This is a genomic window from Paractinoplanes aksuensis (assembly GCF_024137025.1).
GTDB lineage: Bacteria > Actinomycetota > Actinomycetes > Mycobacteriales > Micromonosporaceae > Actinoplanes > Actinoplanes aksuensis.
Genome location: NZ_JAMYJR010000028.1, coordinates 37,688 through 63,312 on the forward strand (window position 1 = coordinate 37,688; position 25,625 = coordinate 63,312).

Sequence of the window (25,625 nt, forward strand, 5' to 3'; positions counted from 1 at the left end):
CAACCCTTGCCCGTCCGACATCTCATCTCGCTCGACGACCTCACCGACGCCGACCTCGCCTCGGTGCTGCGCCGGGGCGTCGCCTTCAGCCACGGCGACCACGACGGCGAACAGCCGCTCGACGGTCTGATCGCCGGCGTCTACTTCCGCCGGACCTCGACCCGCACCCGCACCGCGTTCTCGGCCGGGGCCCTGCGCCTGGGCGCCCGGATCGTCACCTACGGCCCGAACGACCTTCAGCTCAACACGGGGGAGACCACCGAGGACACGGGCCGGGTGTTCTCGTCGATGCTCGACATGCTGATCGCCCGGACCGCCGACGACCCGGCCGAGATGCGGGGCTGGGCCACCCAGGACCGGATGTCGGTGGTCAACGCCATGAGCGCCGACGAGCACCCGACCCAGGGGCTGACCGACCTGAGCACGCTGCTGCGGCACTTCGGCCACGTCGAGGGGCTGCGGGTGCTCTACGTCGGCGAGGGCAACAACACCGCGGCCGCCCTGGCTCTGGGGCTGAGCCGGTTCGCCGGGGTGCGGCTCGAGCTGCGCACCCCGCCCGGCTACGGGCTCACCCCCGACGTGCGGGCCCGGGCCGAGGCCTGGGCCGCCCGGACCGGCGCGGTCGTGGTCGAGCGGCACCTCATGGACGACCTGCCGGCCGGGTTCGACGCCATCTACACCTCGCGCTGGCAGACGACCGGCACGAGCAAGCCCGACCCCGATTGGCGTACGAAATTCGCGCCCTTCGCCGTCGATCGCGAGCTCTGGCGGACCAGTCCCCGCGCGATCTTCCTGCACGACCTGCCCGCGCACCGCGGCGAGGAGGTCAGCGCCGAGGTGCTCGACGGCCCGCACAGCATCGCCTTCACCCAGGCCGAGATGAAGATGCACAGCGCGATGGCAGTGCTCGAATGGTGCCGGCACGGAGTGGTCGCCTCCGGGTCCGAGCCGCTGCGGATGCGCCAGCCGGCATGAGCGTCGCCACTGATCCGCCCGCGGTGGAGCCGCTGCCGCCGCTACGCCGCAACCGCGACTTCCGGCTGCTCTGGCTGGGCGCGGGCGCGGCCCTGCTCGGGGCCCGGGCCAGCGCGGTCGCCTACCCGCTGCTGATGATCTGGGAGCACGGCTCACCGGGCGCGGCCGGTCTGGTCGCGGCGGCCGCCCTGCTCCCGAACCTGCTGGTGCAGCTGCCGGCCGGGGTGCTGGTCGACCGCTGGGACCGCCGCCGCATCATGATCACCTGTGACGTGATCGGCCTGGTCACCATGCTCAGTGTGGTCGCCGCACTGCTGGCCGGTCACCTGTGGCTGTGGCACCTGATGATCGCCGCCTTCGTCGAGGGCAGCGCGGGCATCCTCTACCGGCTCTCCGAGCGGGCCGCGGTGCGCCACGTCGTCCCGGCCGCCCAGCTGCCCGCCGCGCTCTCGCACAACGAGGCCCGGGGGCAGGCGGCCGGGCTGGCCGGGCAGCCGGTCGGCAGCGGGCTCATCGCCCTGATCCGGTGGGGGCCGTTCGCCTTCGCGGCCGTGGCCCACGCGGTGTCGCTGGTGACCCTGCTGTTCATCCGCCGCCGTTTCCAGGCCGACCGGGCCCGGGGCGACCGCAGCATCCGGCGCGAGCTGGCCGAGGGCGTGCGCTGGGTGTGGAAGCAGCGGTTCATGCGGACCGCGGTCGGCGTGCTGGCCGCCAGCAACCTGCTCTTCCAGGTGATCAGCCTGTCCATGCTGCTGATCCTCAAGGAGGGCGGCAGCTCGCCCGCCGCGGTCGGCATCATCGGGCTGCTCTCCGGCGGCGGCGGGGTGCTCGGCGCGATGACCGGCTCGTGGCTGATCCGGCGGCTCAGCCCGGTGCGGCTGCTGGCCGGTGCGCTGGCCCTGTGGGGCCTGCTCACCGCGCCGATGGCGGTCACCGACCACCCGGTCGCGATCGGCGGGCTGTTCGCCGCCATGAGCTTCGCCGGCGCCCTGCTCAACGTGGCCGCCACCGTCTATCAGGTGCAGATCACCCCGGACGAGCTGCAGGGCCGGGTCACCAGCGTGTTCGCGGTGATCGGCTCCGGTATGAACTCGGCCGGCGCCGCCCTCGGCGGTGTCCTGCTGGTCGCCCTGGGCGTCACCACCACCGTGCTCGGCGTCGCCGCCGCGATGGCCGTCCTCGCGATCGGCGCCCTGCTCAGCCCCGCGATCCGGGCCGGCAGCCGGGAGCTGGTCGAAGCCAACGCCGCTATGGACGGCCGGTAGCCGCGATAGCGACGGAATATAGCCACCCGCCCGAGACTTCGGGGCACACCCATTCCTAAGGCGGTACCTCTCGATGATCATCGACGCTTCCGACCCGCGGGCCCTGCCGGTCGTGGTCCACGCCGAGCCGGCCGACCCCGGCCTGGCCGAACTGCTCGCCACCCGGCGGGCCGAACTGCGCGGCCTGCTCGGCACGCACGGGGCCGTGCTGCTGCGGGGCTTCCCGGTCGAGGGCGTCGCGGACTTCGAGAACGTCGTCCGCGGCCTCTCCGGCGACCTGCTGACCTACGCCGAGCGCTCGTCGCCCCGGCACTCCATCAAGGGCAACGTCTACACCTCCACCGATTACCCGCCGGAGGAGGAGATCTTCGTCCACAACGAGAACTCGTACCAGGCGACGTGGCCGCGCACGCTCTACTTCTACTGCGTGGCCGAGCCCGAGACGCAGGGCGCCACCCCGCTGGCCGACATCCGCCGGGTGTACGAGCTGATCGACCCGGCCGTCCGCGACGAGTTCGCCCGGCGCCGGTGGTCGGTCGTCCGCAACTTCCACGAGGAGTTCGGCCTGAACTGGCGCGAGATCTTCGGCACCGACGACCGGGCCGCGGTCGAGGCCTACTGTGCCGAGCGCCGGCTCGAGGTGGAGTGGCGCGGCGCCGACGGCATGCGGACCCGGGCCGTCCGCGACGCCGTGCACACCCACCCCGACTCGGGCGAGACGGTGTGGTTCAACCACATCACGTTCTTCCACCACACGACGCTGCCGGCCGACGTCCGGGCCGGGGTGCTCGAGCTGTTCGGCGAGGACGGCCTGCCCAGCAACACGTACTACGGCGACGGCGGCCGGATCGACGACGACGTGCTCGACCACCTGCGCGCCTGCTACCGCCAGGCGACCGTGCGCTACGACTGGAAGCGGCGCGACGTGCTGGTGGTCGACAACATGCTGGCCGCGCACGGCCGGGAGCCGTTCACGGGACCGCGCAAGATCGCGGTGGCGATGGCCGAGCCGCACATCCCGGCGGCCACCCTGGCCGCGCCGGCGGTGGGCTGACCATGACGACCCGTACCGTGCAGGGCGGTTGGTTCCGGGTCCACCACCCGCGCCCGGCCGCCACCACCCGGCTGTTCTGCTTCCCGCACGCGGGCGGCAGCGCCAGCGCCTTCTGGGACTGGCCCCGCTTCCTGCCCGACTCGGTCGAGCTGGTCGCCGTCCAGTACCCGGGCCGCCAGGACCGGCACGGCGAGCCGCTGCCGGCCGACCTGACCACCCTGGCCGAGCAGATCGCGCGGGTCGTCGCGGGCCGGCTCGACCGCCCGACGGCGTTCTTCGGGCACAGCATGGGCGCGACAGTCGCCTTCGAGGTGGCCCGCCGGCTCGAACCACGCTACCCGTCGCCGCTGGGCCGGCTGTTCGTCTCGGCCCGCAAGCCGCCCTCGACCCCACCCGGCCCGCTCGAGTTCCGCACCGACGAGCAGGTCATGACCTACATCCGCAACCTCGGCGGGGCCGGCGCGGCGCTGCTCGAGGACGAGGACCTGCGCGAGCTGACCCTGCCCATGCTGCGGGCCGACTTCCAGCTCGTCGAGCGCTACCGGTACACCGCGGGCGCGCCGGTGACCTGCCCGATCACCACGATCGGGGGCGACGCCGACCCGACCTTCACCGAGACCGACGCGCTCGGCTGGAAGGCGCACACCACCGCCGGGTTCGACTCCCACGTCCTGCCCGGTGGCCACTTCTACACCGAGACGGCCGCGCCCCAGCTCGTCCACCTGCTGGCCGACCGGCTCGGCTCGCTCGTGCCGCGACAGCGCGCCTGATTCCAGGAGACCCGACGTTATGGCCACGAACCCTTTCGACGATCCCGAGGGCACCTTCCTGGTCCTCGTCAACGACGAGGACCAGCACTCGCTCTGGCCCGAGCGTGTACCGGTCCCGCCCGGGTGGACGGTCGGCCTGGCCGCCACCACCCGGGCCGCCTGCCTCGAGCACATCGAGCGGGAGTGGGCCGACATGCGCCCGCGGAGCCTGCGCGAGCACCTGCGGGTGGGCTGATGGACGTCGAGAGCACCGAGGGCCGCCCGCTCACCCCGGCCCAGACCGGCGTCTGGTACGCCCACCAGCTCGACCCGACCCGGGCCACCTACAACATCGGCGAGTACGTCGAGATCCGCGGGCCGATGGATCCGGAGCTCATGGCCGCGGCCGTGCGCCACATGGTCGGCGACTTCCCGACCATGCGCCTGTACGCCGTCCGGCCCACCCCCGACGGTCCGCGCCAGTTCCTCGGCCCGCCCGCGCCACTGCAGCAGATGGACCTGACCGCCGATCCGACGCCGGGCGCCACCGCGCGGGCCTGGATGCGGACCGACATGGACCGCGCGGTCGTCGTCGACGGCGACGTGGCGACGTTCGCGTTCCTCCGGCTCGGACCCGAACGCTGGTACTACTACCAGCGCGTGCACCACATCGCGGTCGACGGCTGGACCGGCATGCTGGTCGCCCAGCGGGTGGCCGAGATCTACACCGCCCTGGCCGCGGGGGCCCCGGTGCCGCCGCCCCCGCCCGGTGACTGGGCCGCGATGCTGGACGAGCAACGCGCGTACGCCGGTTCCGAGGCGTACGAGGCCGACCGGCGCTACTGGACCGAGCGGTTCGCCGACCGGCCGCCGGCCCCGACCCTGGCCGTCCACCCGGCCGGCGAGTACGCGGCGGCCCCGCTGCGCCGCACCGTCCGGCTCTCCGAGGCCGACACCGCGCTGCTGCGCGAGACGGCCCGCCGGGCCCGGACCCTGTGGTCGGTCGTCGCCTTCGCCGCCACCGCGGCCTACCTGCACCGGATCACCGGCGAGAACCGGATCGCGATCGGGATGCCGGTCACCGCCCGGACCACCCCGCTGGCCCGCAACACCCCCGCCCTCGCGGCCAACGTGGCCCCGCTGCGGATCGAGGTCGACCCGGCCCAGCCGCTCGACGCGCTGACCCGCCGGGCCGTCCAGGAGATGCGCCAGGCCCTCAAGCACCAGCGCTACCGCTACGAGGACCTGCGTCGCGACCTCGACTACACGATCGACGAGCTCGGCCCCTCGGGCCCGCATGTCAACGTCATGTCGTTCGACTACGAGCTCACCTACGCCGGCAATCCGACCACCGCTCACAACCTGCGGCTCGGCCCGACCGACGACCTGACCGTCGCCGTCTACGACCGCGGGGAGGGCGACGGGCTGCGCATCGACTTCGACGCCAACCCGGCCCGCTACCACCTCGACGAGGTCGCGGTCCACCAGGACAGGTTCCTGCGCGTGCTGCGCGCGCTGCTGGCCGACCCGGAGCTGGCCGTGGGCGACGTCCCGCTGCTGACCGGGTCCGAGCGCGAGCAGGTGCTGTCCGACTGGAACACGACCCCGGGGGCGCCCGCGGACACGGCGTTGCCGGCCGCGTTCGCCGCGATCGCCGCGCGGACGCCGGACGCGGTGGCGGTGCTCGGCGACGGCGTCCGGCTCAGCTACGCCGACCTCGACGCCCGGTCCGACCGGCTCGCCCGCCGGCTGGTGGCGGCCGGGGCCGGGCCCGAGGACCCGGTGGCCCTGCGGCTGCCCCGGTCGGCCGACATCGTGGTGGCCGTTCTGGCCGTGCTCAAGGCGGGCGGCTGCTACGTGCCGCTGTCCGAGGGTTATCCGGCCGAGCGTCTGGCCTGGATCCTGGACGACATCGGCGCCGCCGTCGTGCTCACCGACGACCCGGAGGCCTGCTCGGACTTCGCCGGGGCGGCGACCGTCCTGCCGGTGGCCGATCTCGAGGCGCCCGGCGTCGCGTTGCCCGCCGGTCCGCATCCCGACCAGCTCGCATACGTCATGTACACCTCGGGTTCGACCGGGCAGCCCAAGGGCGTGGCCGTGCGGCACCGCGACGTGGCCTCCTTCGCCGCCGACCGGCTCTGGGCCGGGGGCGCGCACGCCCGGGTCCTGATGCACGCCTCGTCCGCGTTCGACGCCTCCACGTACGAGCTGTGGGTCCCGCTGCTCACCGGGGGCACGGTCGTCGTGGCCCCGCCCGGCCCGGTCGACGCGGCCGTTCTGGCCCGCATGATCGCCGAGCACGGGGTCACCGCCGGGTTCTTCACCACCGCGTTGTTCAACCTGCTGGCGGCCGAGCAGCCGGGCTGCTTCGCCGGTCTGCGCGAGGCCTGGACCGGCGGTGACGTGGCCTCACCGGCCGCGCTGAACCGGGTCGCCGCCGCTTGCCCGGACGTCGTGCTGGCCAACGGCTACGGCCCGACCGAGACGACGACGTTCGCGGCCACCTACCAGCGGCCGTCCGGCCCCGGCCCGGCCGGCGCCCTGCCCATCGGCCGCCCCCTGGACGGCTCCCGGCTCTACGTGCTCGACGTGGAGCTGCGCCCGGTCCCGCCCGGCGTGGTCGGTGAGCTGTACGTGGCCGGGGCCGGGGTGGCCCGCGGCTACGCCGGGCGCCGGGGCCTGACCGCCGAGCGCTTCGTGGCCTGCCCGTTCGCGGCCGGCGAGCGGATGTACCGCACCGGCGACCTGGTCCGCTGGCGGTCCGACGGCGTGCTCGACTTCCTGGGCCGGGCCGACGGCCAGGTCAAGCTGCGCGGCTTCCGGATCGAGCTGGGCGAGATCGAGACGGCGCTGACCGGGCTGCCCGGCGTGGGACGGGCCACCGTGCTGGTCCGCGAGGACCGGCCCGGCGACCGCCGGCTGGTCGGCTACGCCTCGCCGCTGCCGGACGCCCCACTCGACCCGGCCCGATTGCGCTCCGCGCTGGGCGCCGTGCTGCCCGACTTCATGGTGCCGGCGATCGTCGTGGTGGTCGCCGAACTGCCGATGACCACCAACGGCAAGGTCGACCGCCGGGCCCTGCCCGCCCCGCAGTTCGGCGGCGGCGACGGGGAAGCGGGCACGGCCCGCGAGACGCTCGTGGCCGGGGTCTTCGCCGAGGTGCTGGGCGCGGCCACGGTCGGGGTGGCCGACTCGTTCTTCGACCTGGGCGGCGACAGCATCATGGCGTTGCAGCTGGTGTCCCGGGCCCGGTCGGCCGGGCTGGCCCTGACCGTGCACGACGTGTTCACCCACCGCACGCCCCGGGCCCTGGCCGCGGTGGCCGGCGACCTCGGCGCGGCCGTCCGCGAGGAGCCGGGTGCGGCCCTGGGCGACGTCCCGCTGACGCCGGTGATGCGCTGGTTCGCCGGGCTGGGCGGTCCGGTCGCGGGTTTCCACCAGTACGTGGTGGTGCGGACCCCGCCCGCGGCCGGAGTCCCCGAGGTGCGCGCGGCCGTCCGGACCCTGCTGCGCCGGCACGACTTCCTGCGCGCGCGGCTGGACCGCACGGACGGCTGGCGGCTCACCGTGCCCCCGGCGTCCGAAGTGGACTGCGACTCCTGGGTGACCCGGATGGACATCCGCGGCTGGGACGAGGCCGAGCTGGCCCACGTGACCACGCTGCAGGCCGCCGCGGCCCGCGGCCGGCTCGACCCCGAGGCCGGCGTGACCCTGCAGGCGGTGTGGTTCGACGCCGGGCCGGGCGAGCCGGGCCGCCTGCTGCTGGCCGCGCACCACCTGGTCGTCGACGGGGTGTCCTGGCGCATCCTGCTGGCCGACCTGGCCACGGCCTGGTCCGGCGGCGAACTCGCGCCGGCGCCGACGTCGTTCCGGGGCTGGGCCCGCCTCGAGGCCGCCAAGACCGTGCCGGCCGACGAGGCGCCGTTCTGGCGCGAGACCCTGGGCGCCGCGGAACCGCCGGTCGGGCGGCGGCCGCTCGACCCGGCCCGGGACACGATGGCGACCCGCCAGGAGCTGACCGTCGAGGTGCCGGCCGACGTCACCGAGGCGCTGCTGACCCGGGTGCCGGCCGCGTTCCACGCCAAGGTCGACGAGGTGCTGCTGGCCGGGTTCGCGGCCGCGGTGACCCGGTGGCGCGAGCGGCGCGGGGACGGCGCCGGCCCGGGAGTCCTGCTCGACCTGGAGAGCCACGGGCGTACCGGGGAAGGTCTGGACCTGTCGGAGACGGTCGGCTGGTTCACCAGTGTGTACCCGGTGCGCCTGCACGCCGCCGGGGAACCCGGGGCGTTGCTCAAGGCGGTCAAGGAACAACTGCGCTCGGTGCCGGACGGGGGCGGCGGTTACGGCCGGTTGCGTTACGGCCCGGACGCCGCGCAGTGGGCCGAGCGGCCCGCACCCCAGTTCGCGTTCAACTATCTGGGCCGGTTCGGCGACCACCGCGAGGGCGAGTTCAGCCCGGTCGCGGTCGGCGGCGGCGGTGACCCGCGCCAGCCGCTGACCCACGCGGTGACGCTGGACGCGCTGACCCGGGACCACGCCGACGGCCCCCGGCTGCACGCCACCTGGTCGTGGCCGGTCCGCGTGCTCTCCGCGGCCGAGGTGCGCGGGCTCGCGGACGAGTTCTTGGCTGCCCTGCGGGCGCTGGCCGAGACCCAGGACGGCGGGCTCACCCCGTCCGACCTTTTGGTGCGGCTGAGCCAGGAACAGATCGACGCGCTCGGCGCCCTGAGCACCGACACCGCGGACACCGACGAGTACGAGTGGGAGCTGTCGAAGTGACAACGCCGTCGATCCAGGACATCCTGCCGCTCTCGCCGTTGCAGGAAGGCCTCCTGTTCCACGCGCTGACCGACGAGGTCGACGTGTACCGCTCGCAGTTCCGGCTCGACCTGGACGGCGAGGTCGACGCGGGCGCCCTCCGGCGGGCCGCCCAGGCCCTGCTGGCCCGGCACGACAACCTGCGGGTCGCCTTCCACCACGAGGGGCTGGCCGAGCCGGTGCAGGTGATCCGGCCCGCGGTCAAGGCGCCGTGGCGTCAGCACGACCTCAGCCGGCTGGACCCGGCCGCCCGGGACATCGAGGCCGACCGGATCGCGGCCGAGGAACAGTCCGAGCCGTTCGACCTGGCCGTCGCCCCGCTGTTGCGCTGGCGTCTGCTGCGGCTCGGGGCCGGCCGCTACCGCCTCATCCTGACCGCCCACCACCTGCTGTGGGACGGCTGGTCGGTGCCGGTGCTGCTGCGCGAGCTGTTCTCGCTGTACGCCGGGGCCGAGCTGCCACCCGCGGTCCCGTACCGCCGCTTCCTGGAATGGCACCGGGAGCAGGACCGCGGGGCGGCGTCCGACGCCTGGCGGACCGCGCTGGCCGGCCTGCCCGGCCCGACCCTGGTCGCGGCCGGGGCCGAGGCGGGGGAGCAGGCCGACGTGCGGCAGCCGCTGCCGCCGGAGGCCGTCGAACGGCTCGGCGCCCTGGCCCGCCGGCTCGGGGTCACCGTGAACACGGTCGTTCAGGCCGCCTGGGGCCTGCTGCTGGCCCGGACCACCGGGTCCGAGGACGTGGTGTTCGGCGCGACCGTCTCCGGCCGGCCCCCGGAACTGCCCGGCATCGAGCAGATGATCGGGCTGTTCATCAACACCGTCCCGGTCCGGATCCGGCTCACCCCGGGCGAGACGGTGGCCGAGCTGCTGACCCGGGTCCAGGCCGAGCAGAACGTCCTGCTCGCCCATCACCACCTGCGGCTGGCCGACATCCAGCAGCTGGCCGGGGGCGGGGCGCTGTTCGACACCACCACCGTCTTCGAGAACTACCCGCTGGACGCGGCCGCGTTCGCCACCCTCGGCACCGGGCTCCGGCTGGCCGGGGTCGGCTTCGACGACGCCACGCACTACCCGCTGTCGCTGGCCGTGCTGCCCGCGGACGGGCTGACCCTGCGCGTGATGTACCAGCCCGCCCGGTACACCGAGGCCGAGGCCGGCGCGTACGTCGAGCGCCTGGCCCGCCTGCTCGCGGCGTTCGCCGACCGGCCCGAAGCCGTGGCCGACCACCTCGATCCGCTCTCGGCCGACGAGCGGCAGCGGGTGCTCGTGGACTGGAACGTCACCGGGGGCGAGCCTCGCGCCGGCTCCCTGGTCTCGCGGTTCGCCGCGGCCGTCACCCGGCGCCCGGAGGCCGAGGCCGTGGTCGCCGACGGACTGACCATGACGTACGCCGAACTCGACGCCCGCACCGACCGGCTGGCCCGCTGGCTCATCGCGGCCGGGGTGGGCGCCGAGACCCCGGTCGCTCTGAAACTGTCCCGGTCGGCGCACGTCCCGGTGGCGTTCCTGGCCGTGCTCAAGGCCGGTGGTTGCTTCGTGCCGCTCTCGGAGGGGCTGCCGCCCGACCGGATGGCCTGGGTGCTGCGGGACGTCGGCGCCGCGGTGCTGGTGACCGACGACGTGGCCGGCAGTGCCGCCTTCGCGGGCGACACCCTGGTGCTGGACGTGACCGACGACAGCGAGCCGCCCGGCTCGTACGGGCTCGCCTCGCCCCACCCGGACCAGCTCGCCTACGTCATGTACACCTCCGGCTCGACCGGTGTCCCCAAGGGCGTCGCCGTCCGGCACCGCGACGTGGTCGAGTTCGCCCTGGACACCCGGTGGAACCCGGACGGGGACCGGATACTCATGCACTCCTCGTACGCGTTCGACGTGTCGGTCTACGAGATCTGGATCCCGCTGCTGGCCGGGGCGACCATCGTGGTCGCCCCGCCCGGCCCGGTCGACGCCGACGTGGTCGAGCGGGCCGTGGCCCGGCACGGCGTGACCACGGCGTTCTTCGCCACCGCGCTGTTCAACGTGCTGGCCGAGGTGCGGCCGGGCTGCTTCGCCGGGCTGCGCGAGGTCAGCACCGGCGGCGACGCCGCCTCGGCGGTCGCGGTGCGCCGGGTGCTGGCCGCCTGCCCCTCGCTGCATCTGGTCAACGGGTACGGCCCGACCGAGACGACCACCTTCTCGACCACCTTCGTGATGTCCGGCGGGGCCGACATGCCGGCGGCGCCACCGATCGGCGGCCCGACCGACAACACGCGGGTCTACGTGCTCGACGCCGCGCTGCGCCCGGTTCCGCCCGGCGTCGCCGGTGAACTCTACGTGGCCGGGGCCGGCCTGGCCCGGGGCTACACCGGTCGTCCCGGTCTGACCTCGGAACGGTTCGTGGCGTGCCCGTTCGCGCCCGGCGAGCGGATGTACCGCACCGGCGACCTGGTGCGCTGGCGGGCCGACGGCGTGCTCGACTATCTGGGCCGGGCCGACCTGCAGGTCAAGCTGCGGGGCTTCCGGGTCGAGCTGGGCGAGATCGAGGCCGCGCTCAACCGGCTGCCCGGGGTGGGCCAGGCCGCCGTACTGGCCCGCGAGGACCGCCCGGGCGACAAGCGCCTGGTCGCGTACGCCTCCCCGGTCGAGGGAACCACGCTGGACGGCCCGCGGCTGCTGGCGGCGCTGGCCACCGGACTGCCCGAGTACATGGTGCCCGCCGTGGTCGTGGTGGTGCCCGCGCTGCCGATGACGACCAACGGCAAGGTGGACCGCCGGGCCCTGCCCGCGCCGGAACTGCCGGCCTCGGCCGAGCCGGTCGGGCCGATGTCGCCCCCGCAGGCCGCCCTGGCCGAGGTCTTCGCCGAGGTGCTGGGGATCGAACGGGCCGGCGCCGACGACTCGTTCTTCGACCTCGGCGGCGACAGCATCATGACGCTGCGCCTGGTCTCGAGGGCCCGCACGGCCGGGCTGGTGTTCACCGCCCGCGACGTGTTCGCCCAGCGTACGGTCCGGGCGCTGGCCGCCGTGGCCGTCGCCCCCGGCGCCCCGGCCGAGGCGCCGGAGGCCGGGTGGGGTGACGTGCCGCTGACCCCGCTGATGCACCGGTTCGCCGTCCTCGGGGGCCCGATCGCGGGCTTCGACCAGCACATCGTCGTGCCCGTGGCGCCGGGCGACCTGGACCGCGTCCGGGCCGCCGTGCGGGCGCTGATGACCCGGCACGACATGCTGCGGGCGCGGCTGGACCGCACCGACGGGTGGCGCCTCACCGTGCCACCACCCTCCGAGCTGGACGTCACGGACCTGGTGACCCGGGTCGCCGCGTCCGAGCCGGTGGCCGCCCAGATCGAGGCCGCCCGCGGACGGCTCGACCCGGACCGCGGCGTGATGGTGCAGGCCGTCTGGTTCGACGCGGGACCGGGGGAGCCGGGCCGGCTGCTGCTGATGGCTCACCACCTGGTGGTCGACGGGGTCTCCTGGCGCATCCTGCTGGCTGATCTGGAGACGGCCTGGGCGGGCGGGGACCTCGGGCCGGTCCCGGTGTCGTTCCGCCGCTGGGCCGAGCTGACCGCGGTCGCCCCGCCGGTTTCGGTCGAGGCGGCCGGTGCGGGACCTGGTGACCGGGCGCTGGACCGCTCGGTGGACACCGTCGCGACCCGGCGCGAGCTGACCGTGGAGATCCCGGCTGAGGTGACCGAGGCCGTCCTGACCCGGTTGCCGGCGGCGTTCCACGCCGGGGCCGACGACGTGCTGCTGGCCGCGTTCGCGGCGGCGGTCGCCCGGTGGCGTCCCGAGATCGGGGACGGCGTGCTGGTCGACGTCGAGGGCCACGGCCGCGACGGCACCGACCTCGACCTCTCCGAGACGGTGGGCTGGTTCACCCGGATGCGGGCGTTCCGCCTGCACCCGGCCGGGGATCCGGTCCGCTTGGTCAAGGGGGTCAAGGAGCAGCTGCGGGCGGCCGCGGTCGACGCCGTGGCGCCGTTCGCCTTCAACTACCTCGGCCGGTTCGGCGGCGGACCAGTCCTGAGCGGCGGGGCCGACCCGGGTCTGCCGCTGGCCCACGCCGTCACCCTGAACGCCTTGAGCCACGACGGGCTCGACGGGTCCCGGCTGCGCGCGATGTGGTCGTGGGCGGGCGAACTGCTGACCGAGACCGACGTACGCGACCTGGCCGATCGGTTCACGGCCGAGCTTCACACCCTGGCCGCGGTGGCCGTGGGCGGGTTCACGCCGAGCGACTTCCCGCTCGTCACCCTGGGCCCGGACGACGTGGAGCAGCTCGAGACGGCGTACCCGGATCTGACCGACGTGCTGCCGCTGGCCCCGCCCCAGGAGGGACTGCTGTTCCACGCCCTGGTCGACGAGGTCGACGTCTACACCGCGCAGATCCGGCTCGACCTGGACGGCGACCTCGATCCCGAGCGGCTGCGCCGGGCGGCCCAGGAGGTGCTCGACCGGCACGACAACCTGCGGGTCGCGTTCCACCACGAGGGGCTCGACGAGCCCGTCCAGGTGGTGCGGGCCGAGGTCGGTCTGCCGTGGCGGCTCGACGACCTGACCGGCCGGGCCGAGCAGGCGGACAGCGTCGCGGCCGCCGAACGGGCCGAGCCCTTCGACCTGACCGCGGCGCCGCTGCTGCGCTGGCGGCTGCTGCGGCTCGGTCGGGCCCGGCATCGGCTGCTGCTCACCAGCCACCACCTGCTCTGGGACGGCTGGTCGGTGCCGGTGGTGCTGCAGGAGGTGTTCGTCCGGTACGCCGGCGGCGCGTTGCCGGCCGTGGTCCCGTACCGCGATTATCTGAGCTGGCTGCGGGGGCAGGACCCGGCCGCGGCCGATCAGGCCTGGCGGGAGGCGCTGGCCGGGGCGACCCCGAGCCTGGTCGCGCCGGCCGGGGCCGACGAGGACCCGCAGCCCCAGCGGCAGTTGCGCCGTGACATGTCGGCCGAGTTCGCGGCCCGGCTCGAAGCGGCGGCCCGGGCCCGGGAGGTCACGGTCGGCACCGTCATCCAGGCGGCCTGGGCGGTCGTGCTGGGCCGGCGGACGGGCACGACGGACGTGGTGTTCGGCACGACGTTCTCGGGCCGGCCGCCGGAGATCCCGGGCATCGAGCGGATGGTCGGCCTGCTGGCCAACACGTTGCCGGTGCGCGTGCGGCTGCTGGCCGGCGACACCGTGGGCGACCTGCTGCGGCGGGTCCGGGACGAGCAGGCGACCCTGCTGGGCCATCATCACCTGCGGCTGACCGACGTCCGGCGGGCCGGTGGTGGGGCGGCCCTGTTCGACACCACGACCGTGTTCACGAACTATCCGCTCGACCCGGCGGCCTTCGAGACGCTGGGCACCGGGTTGCGGCTCTCCGGCGTGGACAACGACGACGCCACGCACTATCCGCTGCGGATGGCGGTGGTGCCGGGCCGCGTGCTGAACCTGCGCCTGGGTTACCGCCCGGATCTGTTCGGCGCCGACCAGGCAGAGGCGATCCTCGATGAGATGGTGGCTGTGCTGACCGCCCTGACCGGTGCTCCGGAGCAGCTCATCGCCGCTGCGGCCGGTTCGCCGGTCGCGTCCGCGGACCTGATCGGACAGTCGGGAAGCCATTGACGGATTGACGTATCAGGCACGTGCATAGTATTTTTTGCAGGTGCCAGGGCGAGTTGAGCTTCTGGTCGTCAACGGGAAAGGGCCGCGGGAGATGCTGAAAGTGGACGGATCGATGAGCTGGGTACGCGGGGCGGGCCTGGCTGCGATCGTCGCGGCCGCGCTGGCCGGGTGCGGCACGAGCGGCGGCGGCGAGAAGAGCGAGTCCTCGTCCTACGAGATCGCCGAGTCGGTCACCGCCCTGCGGGTCGACGGGCACGGCGGCGACATCGAGATCGTCACCGGCAGCGGCCCGATCAAGGTCACCGAGACGCTGCAGTACCGCGACAAGAAGCCGGTGAGCCGGCACAGTGTGAGCAGCGGCGAGCTGCTGCTGCAGTCCGACCGGTGCAACGTCGACGGCGTCTGCAACGTCGACTACAAGATCGAGATGCCGGCGACGCTGGCCGCGAAGCTGTCCAGCGGCGGCGGCGCGGTCGACGTGTCCGGCGTGGCGGCCCCGGTCGACATCGACTCGGGCGGCGGCAAGGTGAACGTCGACAAGCTGTCGGCCAAGAACCTGACGGTCAAGTCGAGCGGCGGCGCGGTCGAGGCCAGCCTGGCCGCCGAGCCGGACTCGGTCGCCGTCGACACCTCCGGCGGCGGCGCCGCGATCAAGCTGCCGGGCGGGCCGTACGCGGTGAACGCGGACAGCGGCGGCGGCCCCAGCGACGTCTCGGTCAAGACCAGCGACTCGTCGGCCCGCAAGGTGACGGTCAAGTCGGGCGGCGGCGACATCAAGATCCAGGCCGCCTGATCACGACCACCACCGTCGGCCGGACGCACCTCCCGGGCCGGGTTCCCCCGACCCGGCCCGGGGCCGCGTCCGGCCGACGCTGCTTTGTGTGTGGGGCCGGCCCGAACCCCTCGGCGATCATCAGCCCGTCCCGCCGCCCCGGTTCAGCCGCTTTGGCCGGCGCGGCTTCGGCCGTCGCCAGCCCAAGCCGCTCGGAGACCATCGGCCAGTCCGCCGCCCGGTCCAGCCGCTTTGGCTGACGCCGCAGTGGCCGGCGTTCCAAATGGCACCTCTGCGGCGCGGGTTTACTTGACGTCACCCTGATCGACCGCGGCGCCCGTGCTTGGCCAGGCTGCGGCGTCGCCTCGCTCGGCCGGATCGTCCGCGTATTTCTCGGCGGCAGCGTCGCTCCGGTTGACTGAGATGCTGCCGCATGGCCCGGCCTCGCTCGACTTCAGCGCCCGTGTGGCCCAGCGGCAGTATCGCCTTGGTCGACCGGGACGCCCGTCTGGCCCGGCAGCGGTATCGCCTGGGCGGATCGAGGCGCCGGTGCTGGGCCCGGCGGCGTGGTGGCCGCCGGGCCGCAGTCTCTCTACGCCGTACAGGTGAGGCCGGGGGTGCCGGCCGAGCCGGAGGCGATGAAGCCGAAGTCGGCCGTGGCGCCGGGTTGCAGTGAGCCGTTCCAGGCCGCGTTGCGGACGGTGGCCGTCGATCCCGTCACCGTCAGTGTGCCGCCCCAGACCTGGTTCACGGATTGTCCCGAGGCGAGGGTCCACGAGACGGACCAGCCGTTGATCGCGCGGCCGCCCGCCTTGACCGTGACCTGGCCCTGGAAGCCGCCCTGCCACGAGCTCGACGTCGTGTAGGTCGCGCCGCACGCCCCGGCCGGCGGGTTGGTGGGCGGGGTCGTCGGGGGAGTGGTGGGCGGAGTTGTCGGAGGGGTGGTGGGCGGTGTGGTCGGGGGCGTGGTGGTCGGCGGGTTCGGGGCGTTGGTGGCCAGGCTGGCGGCCAGCGCGGGCTGGAACGAGCCGGCCGCGTAGGCGCAGCCGTCGGCCTCGCCCGGCGGTTTGATCCACAGGTAGGCGTCGATGTTGGCGTCGCCGGTGTCCAGCGTGGGGTAGCGGCCGATCCGCCGGTCGGTGTTGTCGTCGCCGCACCAGTCGCCGGCCGCGCCGCCGTTGCGGCTGGTGTCGATCACCTGGCGTTTGCCGGCGATGCCGCGGCCGGACAGCGCGCTCAGCACCGAACGGCCGAAGGCGGTCTCGTTCGCCGTGGACTGGAAGTTCGAGGCGTTGGTGTAGAAGCCGTCGCCGTCGGCCACACCCGCGTTGGCCAGGCGGCGGGCCTGTTCGGCGGCGGCGTTCCAGGCCGAGTGGCCACCGTCCAGATAGACCTTGGCCCCGGCCGCCTTGAGGGTGCGGGTCGCGGTGGCCAGCGCCTGGTCGCGGGCGGTGATCTCACCCGCGCTGAGGCAGGTCTGCAGGGCGATCGAGTCGGGTTCGAGCAGGATCAGCGTGGTGCGGCCGCCCAGCCCGCGGGCGATGTTGCCGACCCAGGTCTGATAGGTGGCCAGGTCGGGGGCGCCACCCGCGCTGGCGCCGCCGCAGTCCCGGTTGGGGATGCCGTACAGGGTCAGGGCCGGCACCTGCCCGGCCGAAACGGCCGCGCCGACGTAGCCGGAGACCTCGGACTGCACGGTGCTCACATTGAAGTTCGACAACCAGCGGGTGGCGGGCTGACTGGCGATCCGCGAGCTGATCATCGCCGTACGGGAATCACCTGGGTTGGCGGCCACCCAGCGGGCGACTGCGGTGTCGGGGTCACGGTAGAGGGTGCCGGAGAGCGTTCCGGCCGAGGCGGTGCCGGCGGCGAGCGCGACGCCGGCCGTGACGAGCACGGCCGACGCGGCCAGCAGGGAGCGCCGGAGAGCAGTTGGGGACAAGGTGCTTCCTTCCGAGGGGGAGGTCGGTTTGGGAGCGCTCCCGAACGGTAACCCAGCAGTTCAGCGGCAGCAACCAAGAGACCGTGATCGATCAGGGCCGGCCGGTGCCCCGGATCGGCGCCCGGCTCGACTCGTCGATGGACCGGCAGGGCGCTGCGGCCGGGGTGAGTGCTCGCGCCGGGCGACCCCCGGCCCGGCTCGCTCACTCAGGGTCGGGTGACCCGTGGCCCGGCTCGATCAGGGGCGGGCGGCTATGGGGGCGCCCAGGACGACCAGCCGCATGGCCCGCTCGGCCGCGTCGCGCAGGAGCAGGGTGGCCGCGCCCAGGGCGACGTACGTGTCGTCGACCTTGGTGAACGTCCAGAACTCGCACGGGGATCAGCGTGCCCGGCAACTGTGACCCGGCCATGAGAACCGGATGAGAATGTCTTCACTATCGGTGCTGGTCAGAGCCCCGAACCGGGCATCAGGGCAGGAACCGCACCGTCCGGGCCGCGCCGTGCATGTCGTGGGGCAGATCGGCGTACGCCCACTGGTGCGACCGTGTGTGCAGGCAGGCCGCCTCGACGTCGCCCGCCTCGAGCACGGCCAGCAGGTCGGCGTGCTCGTCGGCCACGTGGCCGAGGTCGGGTTCGGCCACCATCAGCGTGATCGCGGTGCGGGCCTCGATCTGCAGCGCCTCCCACGCCCGTTCGAGCAGGAAGTTGCCGGCGGCCAGCACGACCCGGCGGTGGAACCGGGTGCTGGCCAGGCCCATCGCCCGCACGTCCTCGCCCGCGGCCGACCGGCGCATGTCGGCGACGTCCTCGCGCATGTCCTCCAGCGGCAGCTTGTGATTCAGCATGGCCAGCCGGGTCGCCGTCTCTTCCAGGGCGGCCCGGACCACGTACGCCTCGCGCAGCGTCTGCTCGACGAACGGCAGCACGTGCCGCCCGCGTCGCGGCCGGCTCTCGACCAGGCCCAGCCCTTCGAGTTCGCGCAGGGCTTCCCGTACGGGGGCCTGGCTCGTACCGAAGTCGGCCGCGATCCTCGTCTCGATCAGCCGTTCGCCGGTCTTGATCCGGCCCGACACGATCATCTCGACCAGGCCGTCCCGGATGCCTTCGCTCAGCGTCGGCCTCGACAGGTTCACCGTATGCTCCCGTACCTCATCGCCACCCGGACATTGACCAGCTTAGTGACCTCCCGTTACGTTGAATTATCGATATCGATAAAAGGATCTCGCATGTTGACTGAGGTTCATGTCCCCGAGGACGTGCCCGCGGCTGTGGGTCTGATCGCTTCGGGAGCCACCATCCTCGGCGGCGGCACCGCTCTGATGCCGGCGCTCAACGACTACGGATCACCGCCGACCGCCCTGGTGAGCCTGCGCCGCACCGGTCTGGCCGGCATCACCGTCGCCGGGTCCACAGTGACCCTCGGCGCCACCACCACATTGGCCCAGATCGAGCACGACGCGCGGCTCGCCCTGCTCAACCCGGTCGTCCGCTCGATCGCCTCGGTGCCGGTGCGCACGCTGGCCACGGTCGGTGGCAACCTGTTCGTCCGGCAACCGCACGGGGACCTGGCCGTCGCCCTGGTCGCGCTGGATGCCCGGGCCACGCTGGCCGGTCACGACGAGCCGGCCGAGCTGCCGCTGCGGCAACCCGCGCTCGTCACCGCCGTCACGTTCGAGCGGCCGGAGCCCGGCATCTTCAAGTACGTCAAGGCGGCCCGTCGCCGTTTCAACTCCGCGTCCCTGGTCACGGTCGCGGCCACCGTCGTCGAGTCGGGCGGGATCGTCACCGGGGCGCGGGTCGCTCTCGGCGGGGTCGGCGACCACGTCCTCCGGGCCCACGCCGTCGAGGAGGCGCTCATCGGCCGGCCGCTGAACGAGGCCACCGTGCACGCCGCGGCCCAGGACGGCCTGACCGAGTTGTCGCCCGCCGACGACGCGTACGCCTCGGCCTGGTACCGCAAGCGCGTCTTTCCTGTCCACCTGCGGCGAGCGCTGCTCGGCTGTTGAAGGAACGAGGTCGCCGGTGAGAATCGTCAATCTGAAGGTCAACGGGGTCGGGAAGACGTTCATCGCCCGGCCCGAGACGACACTGCTGCTCGCCCTGCGTGAGCAACTCGGGCTGACCGGGGCCAAGCGGGGCTGTGCCCAGGGCGCCTGTGGCTCGTGCACCGTGCTGCTCGAGGGCGAGCCCGTCGTGTCCTGCCTCGTGCCGGCCGTGACCGTGGACGGCGCCGACATCGCGACGGTCGAAGGGCTGGCCGACGGTCCCGCGCTCAGCCATGTGCAGCAGGCGTTCCTCGACGGGTTCGCCACCCAGTGCGGCTTCTGCACGCCCGGCATGATCATGTCGGCCGAGGCGCTGCTCGACCGCAACCCGGACCCGACCCGGGACGAGGTCAACGAGGCGATCAGCGGGAACGTGTGCCGCTGCACCGGCTACGAGCCGATCGTCAGCGCGATCCTCGACGCGGCCGTTCGCCGGCGCGAGGGGGCGAAGCTCTGATGCCCCGGGTCAACCCGATCGACTCCGACTACTTCAAGGACGAGCGCCCGGACGACAAGTTCTCCGTCATCGGCAAGACGGTGCAGCGCTCGGACGCGCTGGGGCACGTCACCGGGCGTACGGAATTCTTCGAGGACCGAACCTTCCCCGACCTCGCGCACGTCAAGATTCACCGGTCCGCCCACCACCACGCCCGGATCAACAGCGTCGACGTGTCCGAGGCATTGCGGGTGCCGGGCGTACTCCGGGTCATCACGCACCGGGACGTGCCGTCGAACTGGTACATGGTGCTGCGGCTGATCGGCATCGAACCGAACGACGAACCCGTGCTGGCCGAGGACCGCGTGCTCTACAAGGGCGAGCCGATCGTGGCCGTGGTCGCCGACTCCGAGGCGGCGGCGCTCGAGGGCGCGGCCCGGGTCAAGGTCGATTACACCGTACTGCCGGCCGTTCTCGACGTCGAAGCGGCGCTGGCCCCGGATGCCCCGGTCATCAAGCAGGCCGGAACCAACTATTTCGTGTACGAGGGTCACCACGCCCGCCGCCTGCGGTTCGGCGACGTCGAGCAGGGCTTCGCGCAGGCCGACCGGATCTTCGAGTGGCGCTACAGCTCGGCCCCGATCGAGCACGCGCCGACCGAGACCACCGGTTGTGTCGTCGTGCCGCAGAGCAGCGGGCGCCTGCTCATCCACAGCAACACCCAGGCCGCGTTCTTCACCCTCGACAACACGGCCCTGATCCTCGACCGGCCGTTCACCGACCTGCAGGTCAAGGGCGGCACCGTCGGCGGCGGCTTCGGCGGCAAGGTCGACGTCATGGTCGAGCCCCTGGCCTGCATCGCCGCCACCCTGACGAACCGGCCGGTGAAGTTCGTCTACACGCGCGAGGAAGAGATGCAGGTGTCGTCGCCGCGGGCGGCCGAGCGCATCTACATCAAGGACGGCGTCATGAACGACGGGCGCATCGTGGCCCGCAAGGTCATGCTCTACGTCGATTCCGGTGCGTACTCGCGGCACTCGCCGTACGGCACGACCAAGGCCTGTGCCCACCTGCCCGGCCCGTACACGATCCCCAACGTCTACGCCGACTGCCACTGCGTCTACACGAACCGGACGCCGTCGAGCGCCATGCGCGGTTTCGGGGTCACCATCGCCGACTTCGCGCTGGAGTCCCAGATGGACCGGATCGCCCGCGCCCTCGAGATGGACCCGCTGCAGTTCCGCCTGAAGAACGCCTACCGCGACGGCGACCTCAAGGCCCACCGCAAGGTGGCCGAGGGCACCGCGCTGATCGAGGTCATCCAGCGCGCGGCCGCGCTCGTCGGTCACGAGCTGCCCGAGGAATACCAGGCGATGTCGTCGAGGGGAGCCGGAGCATGACGCTGTTGCGGGGCCGGGGCTACGCGTCGGTCAACTACCCCACCGGCATGAACCTCGGCGGCGACCCGTCGCAGGCGCTGATCCACGCCACCACCATGGGTGGCTTCGTGATCAGCCTGTCGTCGGTCGACCTCGGCCAGGGGCTCAAGACGGTGGTCGCCCAGTGCGCGGCCGAGACGCTGGGCATGCCGATGGAGAACGTCATCGTCGACACCGCCGACACCGACACCGGCCCGCACTGCATGGGCACCTTCGCCAGCCGGGGCACCCACCGCATCGGCAACGCGGTCATCATGGCCGCCCGCGAGGCCCGCGAGGTGATGCTGGCCGTCGCGGCCGACGAGCTCGAGGTCGACGCGGGCGATCTCGAGACCGACGGTACGGGTTTCGTGCGCCTCAAGGGCAGCCCGGCCACCGAAATCCACATCCAGGACATCACGCTGGCCGCCCACTTCAAGCAGGGCAAGACCATCTCGGGGCGGGGCATCTTCCTCAAGGAGCGCAACTACCCGGTGCCCGAGACCGGCGAGATGGACCCCGACTCGTGCCAGGCCCACGCGTGCACGGTGGCCGAGGTCGAGGTGGACGACGAGACCGGGATCGTCACGGTGCTCAGCCTGCACAACGCGTACGAGATCGGCCGGGCCCTCAACCCGGCCATGGCGGCCCAGCAGGTCGAGGGCGGCGGCTGGATGGGCGTCTCGCACGCCGTCTTCGAGTCGACCGAGCCGTACTACCCGGCCTCGCGCGACCACGGGCCGGTCGACTTCTGCGAATACCTGATGCCGGGCCCGGCCGAGATCCCCGTGCAGTCGAGCGTGATCCTGGAGCGTCCGGCGTCCAACGGGCCGTTCGGGGCCAAAGGCATCGGCGAGATGACGGCCAACGCCCCGATCCCGGCCATCGCCAACGCCATTTTCGACGCTTGCGGCGTACGCCTGACCACCATGCCGTTCACCCCGGAGTCGATCCTGCGCGGGCTCGACGCGCTGCGCGCATGACGGCACCCGATCGCGCCACGCTCAGCCGGCAGTTGGAGGAGCGGCGCTACTTCGCGGACGAGGGACTGCTGACCGCCGTCCGGCTGGCCATCGCCCTCGGCCGCCCGCTGCTGCTGGAGGGGGAGCCGGGTGTCGGCAAGACGCAGATCTCGCACGTGCTGGCCGACGCCCTGGGCCGCGACCTGATCCGCTTGCAGTGCTACGAGGGCATCGACGTCTCGCAGGTGCTCTACGAGTGGGACTACCCGAAGCAGTTGCTGAGCCTGCGCGCGGCCGAGGTGCGCGGCGAAGCGGTGGCCGACCTTTACGCGAACGACTTCCTGCTCGAACGGCCGTTGTTGCGCGCGCTGCGCAGTCGTACGGGTGCGGTGTTGCTCATCGACGAGATCGACCGGGCCGACAGCGAGTTCGAGGCGTTCCTGCTCGAATTTCTCGACGGTTTCCAGATCACGATCCCCGAGATCGGCACCATCACGGCCGCGGTCCCGCCGCTGGTGGTGCTGACCTCGAACCGCACGCGCGAGTTGCACGACGCGCTCAAGCGGCGCTGCCTCTACCACTGGATCCCGTTCCCGGACCCGGACCGTGAGCGCACGATCGTCGAGGCCCAGGCGCCCGGGCTCAGCGCGCGCAGCGCGGCCAGACTCGTGCAGTCGGTGAACATCATTCGCGCACTCGGACCGCTGAAGCGGCCCGGCATCGCCGAGACCATCGCCTGGGCCCAGGGCTCGCAGACGCTGATGGCCGAGGGCGCGGACGAGAGCGAAGCCCGGCGGGCCGCGCTCGGTCTGGTGCTCAAGAACGAGGAGGACGTGGTCCTGGTGCTGGCCCACGCCGGTGAGGTCTTCCCCGATGACCCGGCCTGACCCGGACCAGCGGCTCGTGTCGCGAGCCGAGGACCACCTTTTCGCTTTCCTCCGGCAGCTCCACGTCCGGGGGCTCGTGGTCTCCACTCCCAAACAGCTCGATTTCTTCGCCGCGATCGACGCTCTGCCGCCCACGACAACCGGCCAGTTGTACTGGATCGGTGTCGCGACACTCGTGACGTCGGAGCCCGCCCTGCTGGTCTACGACGGGGTGTTCCAGCAGTTCTTCGGACGGGCCGACGAAGCCGTGCCCGTTCTCGACGAGCGGCCCGAGCAACCACCGGACGACGACAACGAACCGACCGGGTCTCCGGGTGAGCGCGAGGCGGCCGACATCGCCCTCGAGCACGGTGGGCGCAACGGTCTCGCCGCCGGCCGGCTCAGCCCCGAATCCGTCGTCCGGTTCCCCGCCACTTCGCCGGACGCCCGGCAGATTCTGCGGCGGATCGCCGGCGAGCTGCCCCGGGCGGTGCCCACGACCCGGTCGCGGCGCAGCCGGCCCGGTGGACGTCGGCGGCGGGTGGATCTGCGGGCCACGTATCACCAATCCCTGCGTACGCACGGGGAAGTGATGCGGTTGCATTGGCGGCACCGACCGCCGCATGAGCGCCGGGTGCTCGTGTTGGTGGACGTTTCCGGTTCGATGAAGCAGTACAGCGCCGACTACCTGCGATTCGCGCACACTATGGTCGCCACCTGCGCTCGGGTCGAAGTGTTCACCTTCGGCACCCGGCTGACCCGGGTCACCCCTGCCCTGCGTACGCCGGAAACCGACACCGCGCTGGCTGCGCTGGCCGGTCTGGTGCTCGACGCCGAGGGCGGCACCCAGATCGGCGAGAGCCTGCGGACCTTCCTGGGCAGCGCCCGTTTCGTGACCATGTCCCGCGGTGCGCTCGTGCTGGTGCTCTCCGACGGGCTCGAGCGCGGCGACTGCACGGGCATGGTGGCGGCCACCCGGCGGCTGTCGCAGCTCGCCCATCGCCTGTGCTGGTGGTCGCCGCTGGCCTGCGATCCCGCTTACCGGCCGCTGACCCGGGGCATGTCGGCCGTCCGCCCCGAGCTGGACGCGTTGACCGGGGTGCGGGACCTGGAAACCGCGCTCGCCGCCGTCGTTTCGGCCTTCGGAAGGGATCCCCGTGTACACAGGTGACATCGTCGACTCGCACCATCACGTCTGGCGGCAGACCGACATGCCGTGGCTCTCCGGCCCGATGGTCCCGCGCATCTTCGGCCCGTACGAGCCGATCCGGCGTGACTACCTGATCGACGAATACATGCGCGACGCGCGGTCGGCCGGCATTTCCGCATCCGTTTATGTGCAACCGAATTGGCCCCTCGACCGAGTAGTCGACGAGGTCCGCTGGGTTGCCGGACTGCACGAGAGCACCGGCTGGCCGACGGCCGTTGTCGGGTGCGCGAACCTGTTCGCCGAGAACGCCGTCGACATCATGCGCGAACAAAAGGCGATCAGCCCGCTCGTCGTCGGCACCCGCCTGCAACTGCACTGGCACGAGCGCCCCGAATTCCGCTTCGCCGACGGCCCCGACCGCATGAAGGACCCGGTTTTCCGTACGAACATCGCGGCCCTCGGCGACCTCGGCTGGTTGTTCGAATTGCAGGTCTTCGCGCCCCAGATGCCTGACGCGGCCGCCCTCGTGGCCGAACACCCGGACGTGACCTTCGTGCTCGTGCACGCCGGAATGCTGACCGACCACACCGACCCGGCCGTCGTCGCGGAATGGCGAAATGGTCTGCGCGAACTGGCCGCTCTCCCCAACGTCGTCGTCAAACTGACCGGCCAGGGCACCTTCGTCCACCGCGTCGACCCCACCCTGATCCGGCTCGTGGCCGACGAGATCCTCGACCAGTTCGGTTCGGCCCGCGCGATGTTCGGCACCAACCTGCCGGTCGAAACACTGTGGACTGACGCGGCCGAGTTGACCGAAGCGTGGAAACAGGCGCTGCAGCATCGCGCCGACGACGAGCAAGCCGACGTCTTCTCCCGTACGGCCCGCCGGGTCTACGGCCTGCAAACAGTGGAAAGGGCAGACCAATGAGCCACTTCGTTCTCACGTACGGCTACAACGACACCCCGGCGCGGGCCGAGCGCCGCCCCGAGCACCTGGAACACCTGGCCAAGCTGCAGGCCGAGGGCTCCCTGCTACTGGCCGGCCCCCTGGCCGACCTCAGCGGCGGCATCATCGTCCTGGTGGCCGACGACGCCGCGGCGGCCCAGGCCCTGGTCGACCAGGACCCGTACACCCGCCACGACGTGACCAAGAACCGCGAGCTGAAGGAATGGAAAATCACCGTCGGCCTGTGAAGCGGCCGCGGGTGATGGCGCCGGCCCGGGACCACGCCATGGCCCCGCTCATCGGCGGACGGCGACGGCGTGGAACCGGTGTGGTGGGTCGTCGTAGCTGGTCAGGTGCCAGCCGGTGCCCGCTGTGGCGACGCGCAGGACCGGTTCGGCCCAGGGATTCGTCCGGCGCAGGGTACGGCCGTCCCGGGCGACCGGAGCGGCCCGCCTCCGGGGCTCGCGCCGTCACCACCGCGGTCCACGAGTCGATCCGGGAATCCAGATCAAACGTCTTCGCCCTGCGAGCCTTCCCGAGCGACCCCGCCGGTTGCTACTGGATCACCGTTGACGGCGTGCCCGAGTCTCATCGGATGATGACGTTCTGCTGGCCTGACGGGTGGAACGTTCCTGGCGACGCCACGGTT

The 25,625-nt window shown here is 72.8% G+C and carries 18 protein-coding genes; 16 read left to right on the forward strand and 2 right to left on the reverse strand.

What is annotated here, in order from left to right; all coding sequences use genetic code 11:
• Nucleotides 1–6: 6 nt before the first annotated feature.
• The 8 genes from M1L60_RS25315 to M1L60_RS25350 all read left to right on the forward strand — a co-directional run bounded on the left by M1L60_RS25315 (nt 7) and on the right by M1L60_RS25350 (nt 15,233).
• Entirely contained in the window at nt 7–975 is a 969-nt protein-coding gene (locus M1L60_RS25315) for an ornithine carbamoyltransferase (protein WP_253240000.1), read from the forward strand.
• Entirely contained in the window at nt 972–2,240 is a 1,269-nt protein-coding gene (locus M1L60_RS25320; RefSeq protein WP_253240001.1) for an MFS transporter, read from the forward strand. Before M1L60_RS25315 ends, M1L60_RS25320 begins: the two co-directional genes overlap by 4 nt.
• 73 nt (nt 2,241–2,313) lie before the next feature.
• The gene (locus tag M1L60_RS25325) at nt 2,314–3,294 is read left to right on the forward strand and encodes a TauD/TfdA family dioxygenase (protein WP_253240002.1); all 981 of its coding nucleotides are present in this window, start codon (nt 2,314–2,316) and stop codon (nt 3,292–3,294) included.
• Between the two features lie 2 nt (nt 3,295–3,296).
• A complete protein-coding gene (locus tag M1L60_RS25330; protein ID WP_253240003.1) occupies nt 3,297–4,064 on the forward strand; it encodes a thioesterase II family protein in 768 nt (255 codons plus the stop codon).
• A gap of 19 nt (nt 4,065–4,083) precedes the next feature.
• Nucleotides 4,084–4,299: an MbtH family protein gene (locus M1L60_RS25335; protein WP_253240004.1), complete on the forward strand. Its 216-nt coding sequence runs from the start codon at nt 4,084–4,086 to the stop codon at nt 4,297–4,299.
• The gene (locus M1L60_RS25340; protein ID WP_253240005.1) at nt 4,299–8,822 is read left to right on the forward strand and encodes a non-ribosomal peptide synthetase; all 4,524 of its coding nucleotides are present in this window, start codon (nt 4,299–4,301) and stop codon (nt 8,820–8,822) included. The genes M1L60_RS25335 and M1L60_RS25340 overlap by 1 nt, the downstream gene beginning before the upstream one ends.
• Complete coding sequence (locus M1L60_RS25345) at nt 8,819–14,440, forward strand: non-ribosomal peptide synthetase (RefSeq protein ID WP_253240006.1); 5,622 nt, start codon at nt 8,819–8,821, stop codon at nt 14,438–14,440. Before M1L60_RS25340 ends, M1L60_RS25345 begins: the two co-directional genes overlap by 4 nt.
• Before the next feature lie 112 nt (nt 14,441–14,552).
• Entirely contained in the window at nt 14,553–15,233 is a 681-nt protein-coding gene (locus M1L60_RS25350) for a DUF4097 family beta strand repeat-containing protein (protein ID WP_253240007.1), read from the forward strand.
• 571 nt (nt 15,234–15,804) lie between these two features.
• On the opposite strand, the gene M1L60_RS25355 is transcribed toward M1L60_RS25350, so the two are convergent.
• Together M1L60_RS25355 and M1L60_RS25360 are read right to left on the reverse strand one after the other, a co-directional pair.
• Nucleotides 15,805–17,154 carry a glycoside hydrolase family 6 protein gene (locus M1L60_RS25355; protein ID WP_253240008.1) on the reverse strand — a complete coding sequence of 450 codons (1,350 nt, stop codon included), beginning with the start codon at nt 17,152–17,154 and terminating at the stop codon, nt 15,805–15,807.
• A gap of 466 nt (nt 17,155–17,620) precedes the next feature.
• Complete coding sequence (locus M1L60_RS25360; protein WP_253240009.1) at nt 17,621–18,286, reverse strand: GntR family transcriptional regulator; 666 nt, start codon at nt 18,284–18,286, stop codon at nt 17,621–17,623.
• A gap of 93 nt (nt 18,287–18,379) precedes the next feature.
• Between M1L60_RS25360 and M1L60_RS25365 the strand changes: the two genes are divergently transcribed.
• Genes M1L60_RS25365 through M1L60_RS25400 form a run of 8 tightly spaced genes read left to right on the forward strand, consistent with a single transcriptional unit; the run spans nt 18,380 to nt 25,224 of the window.
• Nucleotides 18,380–19,159 carry an FAD binding domain-containing protein gene (locus M1L60_RS25365; protein ID WP_253240010.1) on the forward strand — a complete coding sequence of 260 codons (780 nt, stop codon included), beginning with the start codon at nt 18,380–18,382 and terminating at the stop codon, nt 19,157–19,159.
• A gap of 16 nt (nt 19,160–19,175) precedes the next feature.
• The gene (locus M1L60_RS25370) at nt 19,176–19,655 is read left to right on the forward strand and encodes a (2Fe-2S)-binding protein (protein ID WP_253240011.1); all 480 of its coding nucleotides are present in this window, start codon (nt 19,176–19,178) and stop codon (nt 19,653–19,655) included.
• Nucleotides 19,655–21,034 (forward strand): xanthine dehydrogenase family protein molybdopterin-binding subunit, encoded by a 1,380-nt coding sequence (locus M1L60_RS25375; protein WP_253240012.1) that lies wholly within the window; start codon nt 19,655–19,657, stop codon nt 21,032–21,034. Before M1L60_RS25370 ends, M1L60_RS25375 begins: the two co-directional genes overlap by 1 nt.
• Complete coding sequence (locus tag M1L60_RS25380; protein ID WP_253240013.1) at nt 21,031–22,035, forward strand: xanthine dehydrogenase family protein molybdopterin-binding subunit; 1,005 nt, start codon at nt 21,031–21,033, stop codon at nt 22,033–22,035. The genes M1L60_RS25375 and M1L60_RS25380 overlap by 4 nt, the downstream gene beginning before the upstream one ends.
• Complete coding sequence (locus M1L60_RS25385) at nt 22,032–22,901, forward strand: AAA family ATPase (RefSeq protein WP_253240014.1); 870 nt, start codon at nt 22,032–22,034, stop codon at nt 22,899–22,901. Before M1L60_RS25380 ends, M1L60_RS25385 begins: the two co-directional genes overlap by 4 nt.
• The gene (locus M1L60_RS25390) at nt 22,888–24,051 is read left to right on the forward strand and encodes a vWA domain-containing protein (RefSeq protein ID WP_253240015.1); all 1,164 of its coding nucleotides are present in this window, start codon (nt 22,888–22,890) and stop codon (nt 24,049–24,051) included. Before M1L60_RS25385 ends, M1L60_RS25390 begins: the two co-directional genes overlap by 14 nt.
• On the forward strand, nt 24,038–24,958 hold the full coding sequence (locus M1L60_RS25395) for an amidohydrolase family protein (RefSeq protein ID WP_253240016.1): 921 nt from the start codon (nt 24,038–24,040) through the stop codon (nt 24,956–24,958). The genes M1L60_RS25390 and M1L60_RS25395 overlap by 14 nt, the downstream gene beginning before the upstream one ends.
• Nucleotides 24,955–25,224 carry a YciI family protein gene (locus tag M1L60_RS25400; RefSeq protein WP_253240017.1) on the forward strand — a complete coding sequence of 90 codons (270 nt, stop codon included), beginning with the start codon at nt 24,955–24,957 and terminating at the stop codon, nt 25,222–25,224. The genes M1L60_RS25395 and M1L60_RS25400 overlap by 4 nt, the downstream gene beginning before the upstream one ends.
• Nucleotides 25,225–25,625: the final 401 nt, after the last annotated feature.

What these genes read in the sequence shown, in the direction of transcription:
- M1L60_RS25320 (WP_253240001.1), top strand. Translation starts at nt 972, where the DNA reads ATGAGCGTCGCCACTGATCCGCCCGCGGTGGAGCCGCTGCCGCCGCTA.
- M1L60_RS25325 (WP_253240002.1), top strand. Translation starts at nt 2,314, where the DNA reads ATGATCATCGACGCTTCCGACCCGCGGGCCCTGCCGGTCGTGGTCCAC.
- M1L60_RS25330 (WP_253240003.1), top strand. Translation starts at nt 3,297, where the DNA reads ATGACGACCCGTACCGTGCAGGGCGGTTGGTTCCGGGTCCACCACCCG.
- M1L60_RS25335 (WP_253240004.1), top strand. Translation starts at nt 4,084, where the DNA reads ATGGCCACGAACCCTTTCGACGATCCCGAGGGCACCTTCCTGGTCCTC.
- M1L60_RS25340 (WP_253240005.1), top strand. Translation starts at nt 4,299, where the DNA reads ATGGACGTCGAGAGCACCGAGGGCCGCCCGCTCACCCCGGCCCAGACC.
- M1L60_RS25350 (WP_253240007.1), top strand. Translation starts at nt 14,553, where the DNA reads ATGAGCTGGGTACGCGGGGCGGGCCTGGCTGCGATCGTCGCGGCCGCG.
- M1L60_RS25365 (WP_253240010.1), top strand. Translation starts at nt 18,380, where the DNA reads ATGTTGACTGAGGTTCATGTCCCCGAGGACGTGCCCGCGGCTGTGGGT.
- M1L60_RS25375 (WP_253240012.1), top strand. Translation starts at nt 19,655, where the DNA reads ATGCCCCGGGTCAACCCGATCGACTCCGACTACTTCAAGGACGAGCGC.
- M1L60_RS25380 (WP_253240013.1), top strand. Translation starts at nt 21,031, where the DNA reads ATGACGCTGTTGCGGGGCCGGGGCTACGCGTCGGTCAACTACCCCACC.
- M1L60_RS25385 (WP_253240014.1), top strand. Translation starts at nt 22,032, where the DNA reads ATGACGGCACCCGATCGCGCCACGCTCAGCCGGCAGTTGGAGGAGCGG.
- M1L60_RS25390 (WP_253240015.1), top strand. Translation starts at nt 22,888, where the DNA reads ATGACCCGGCCTGACCCGGACCAGCGGCTCGTGTCGCGAGCCGAGGAC.
- M1L60_RS25400 (WP_253240017.1), top strand. Translation starts at nt 24,955, where the DNA reads ATGAGCCACTTCGTTCTCACGTACGGCTACAACGACACCCCGGCGCGG.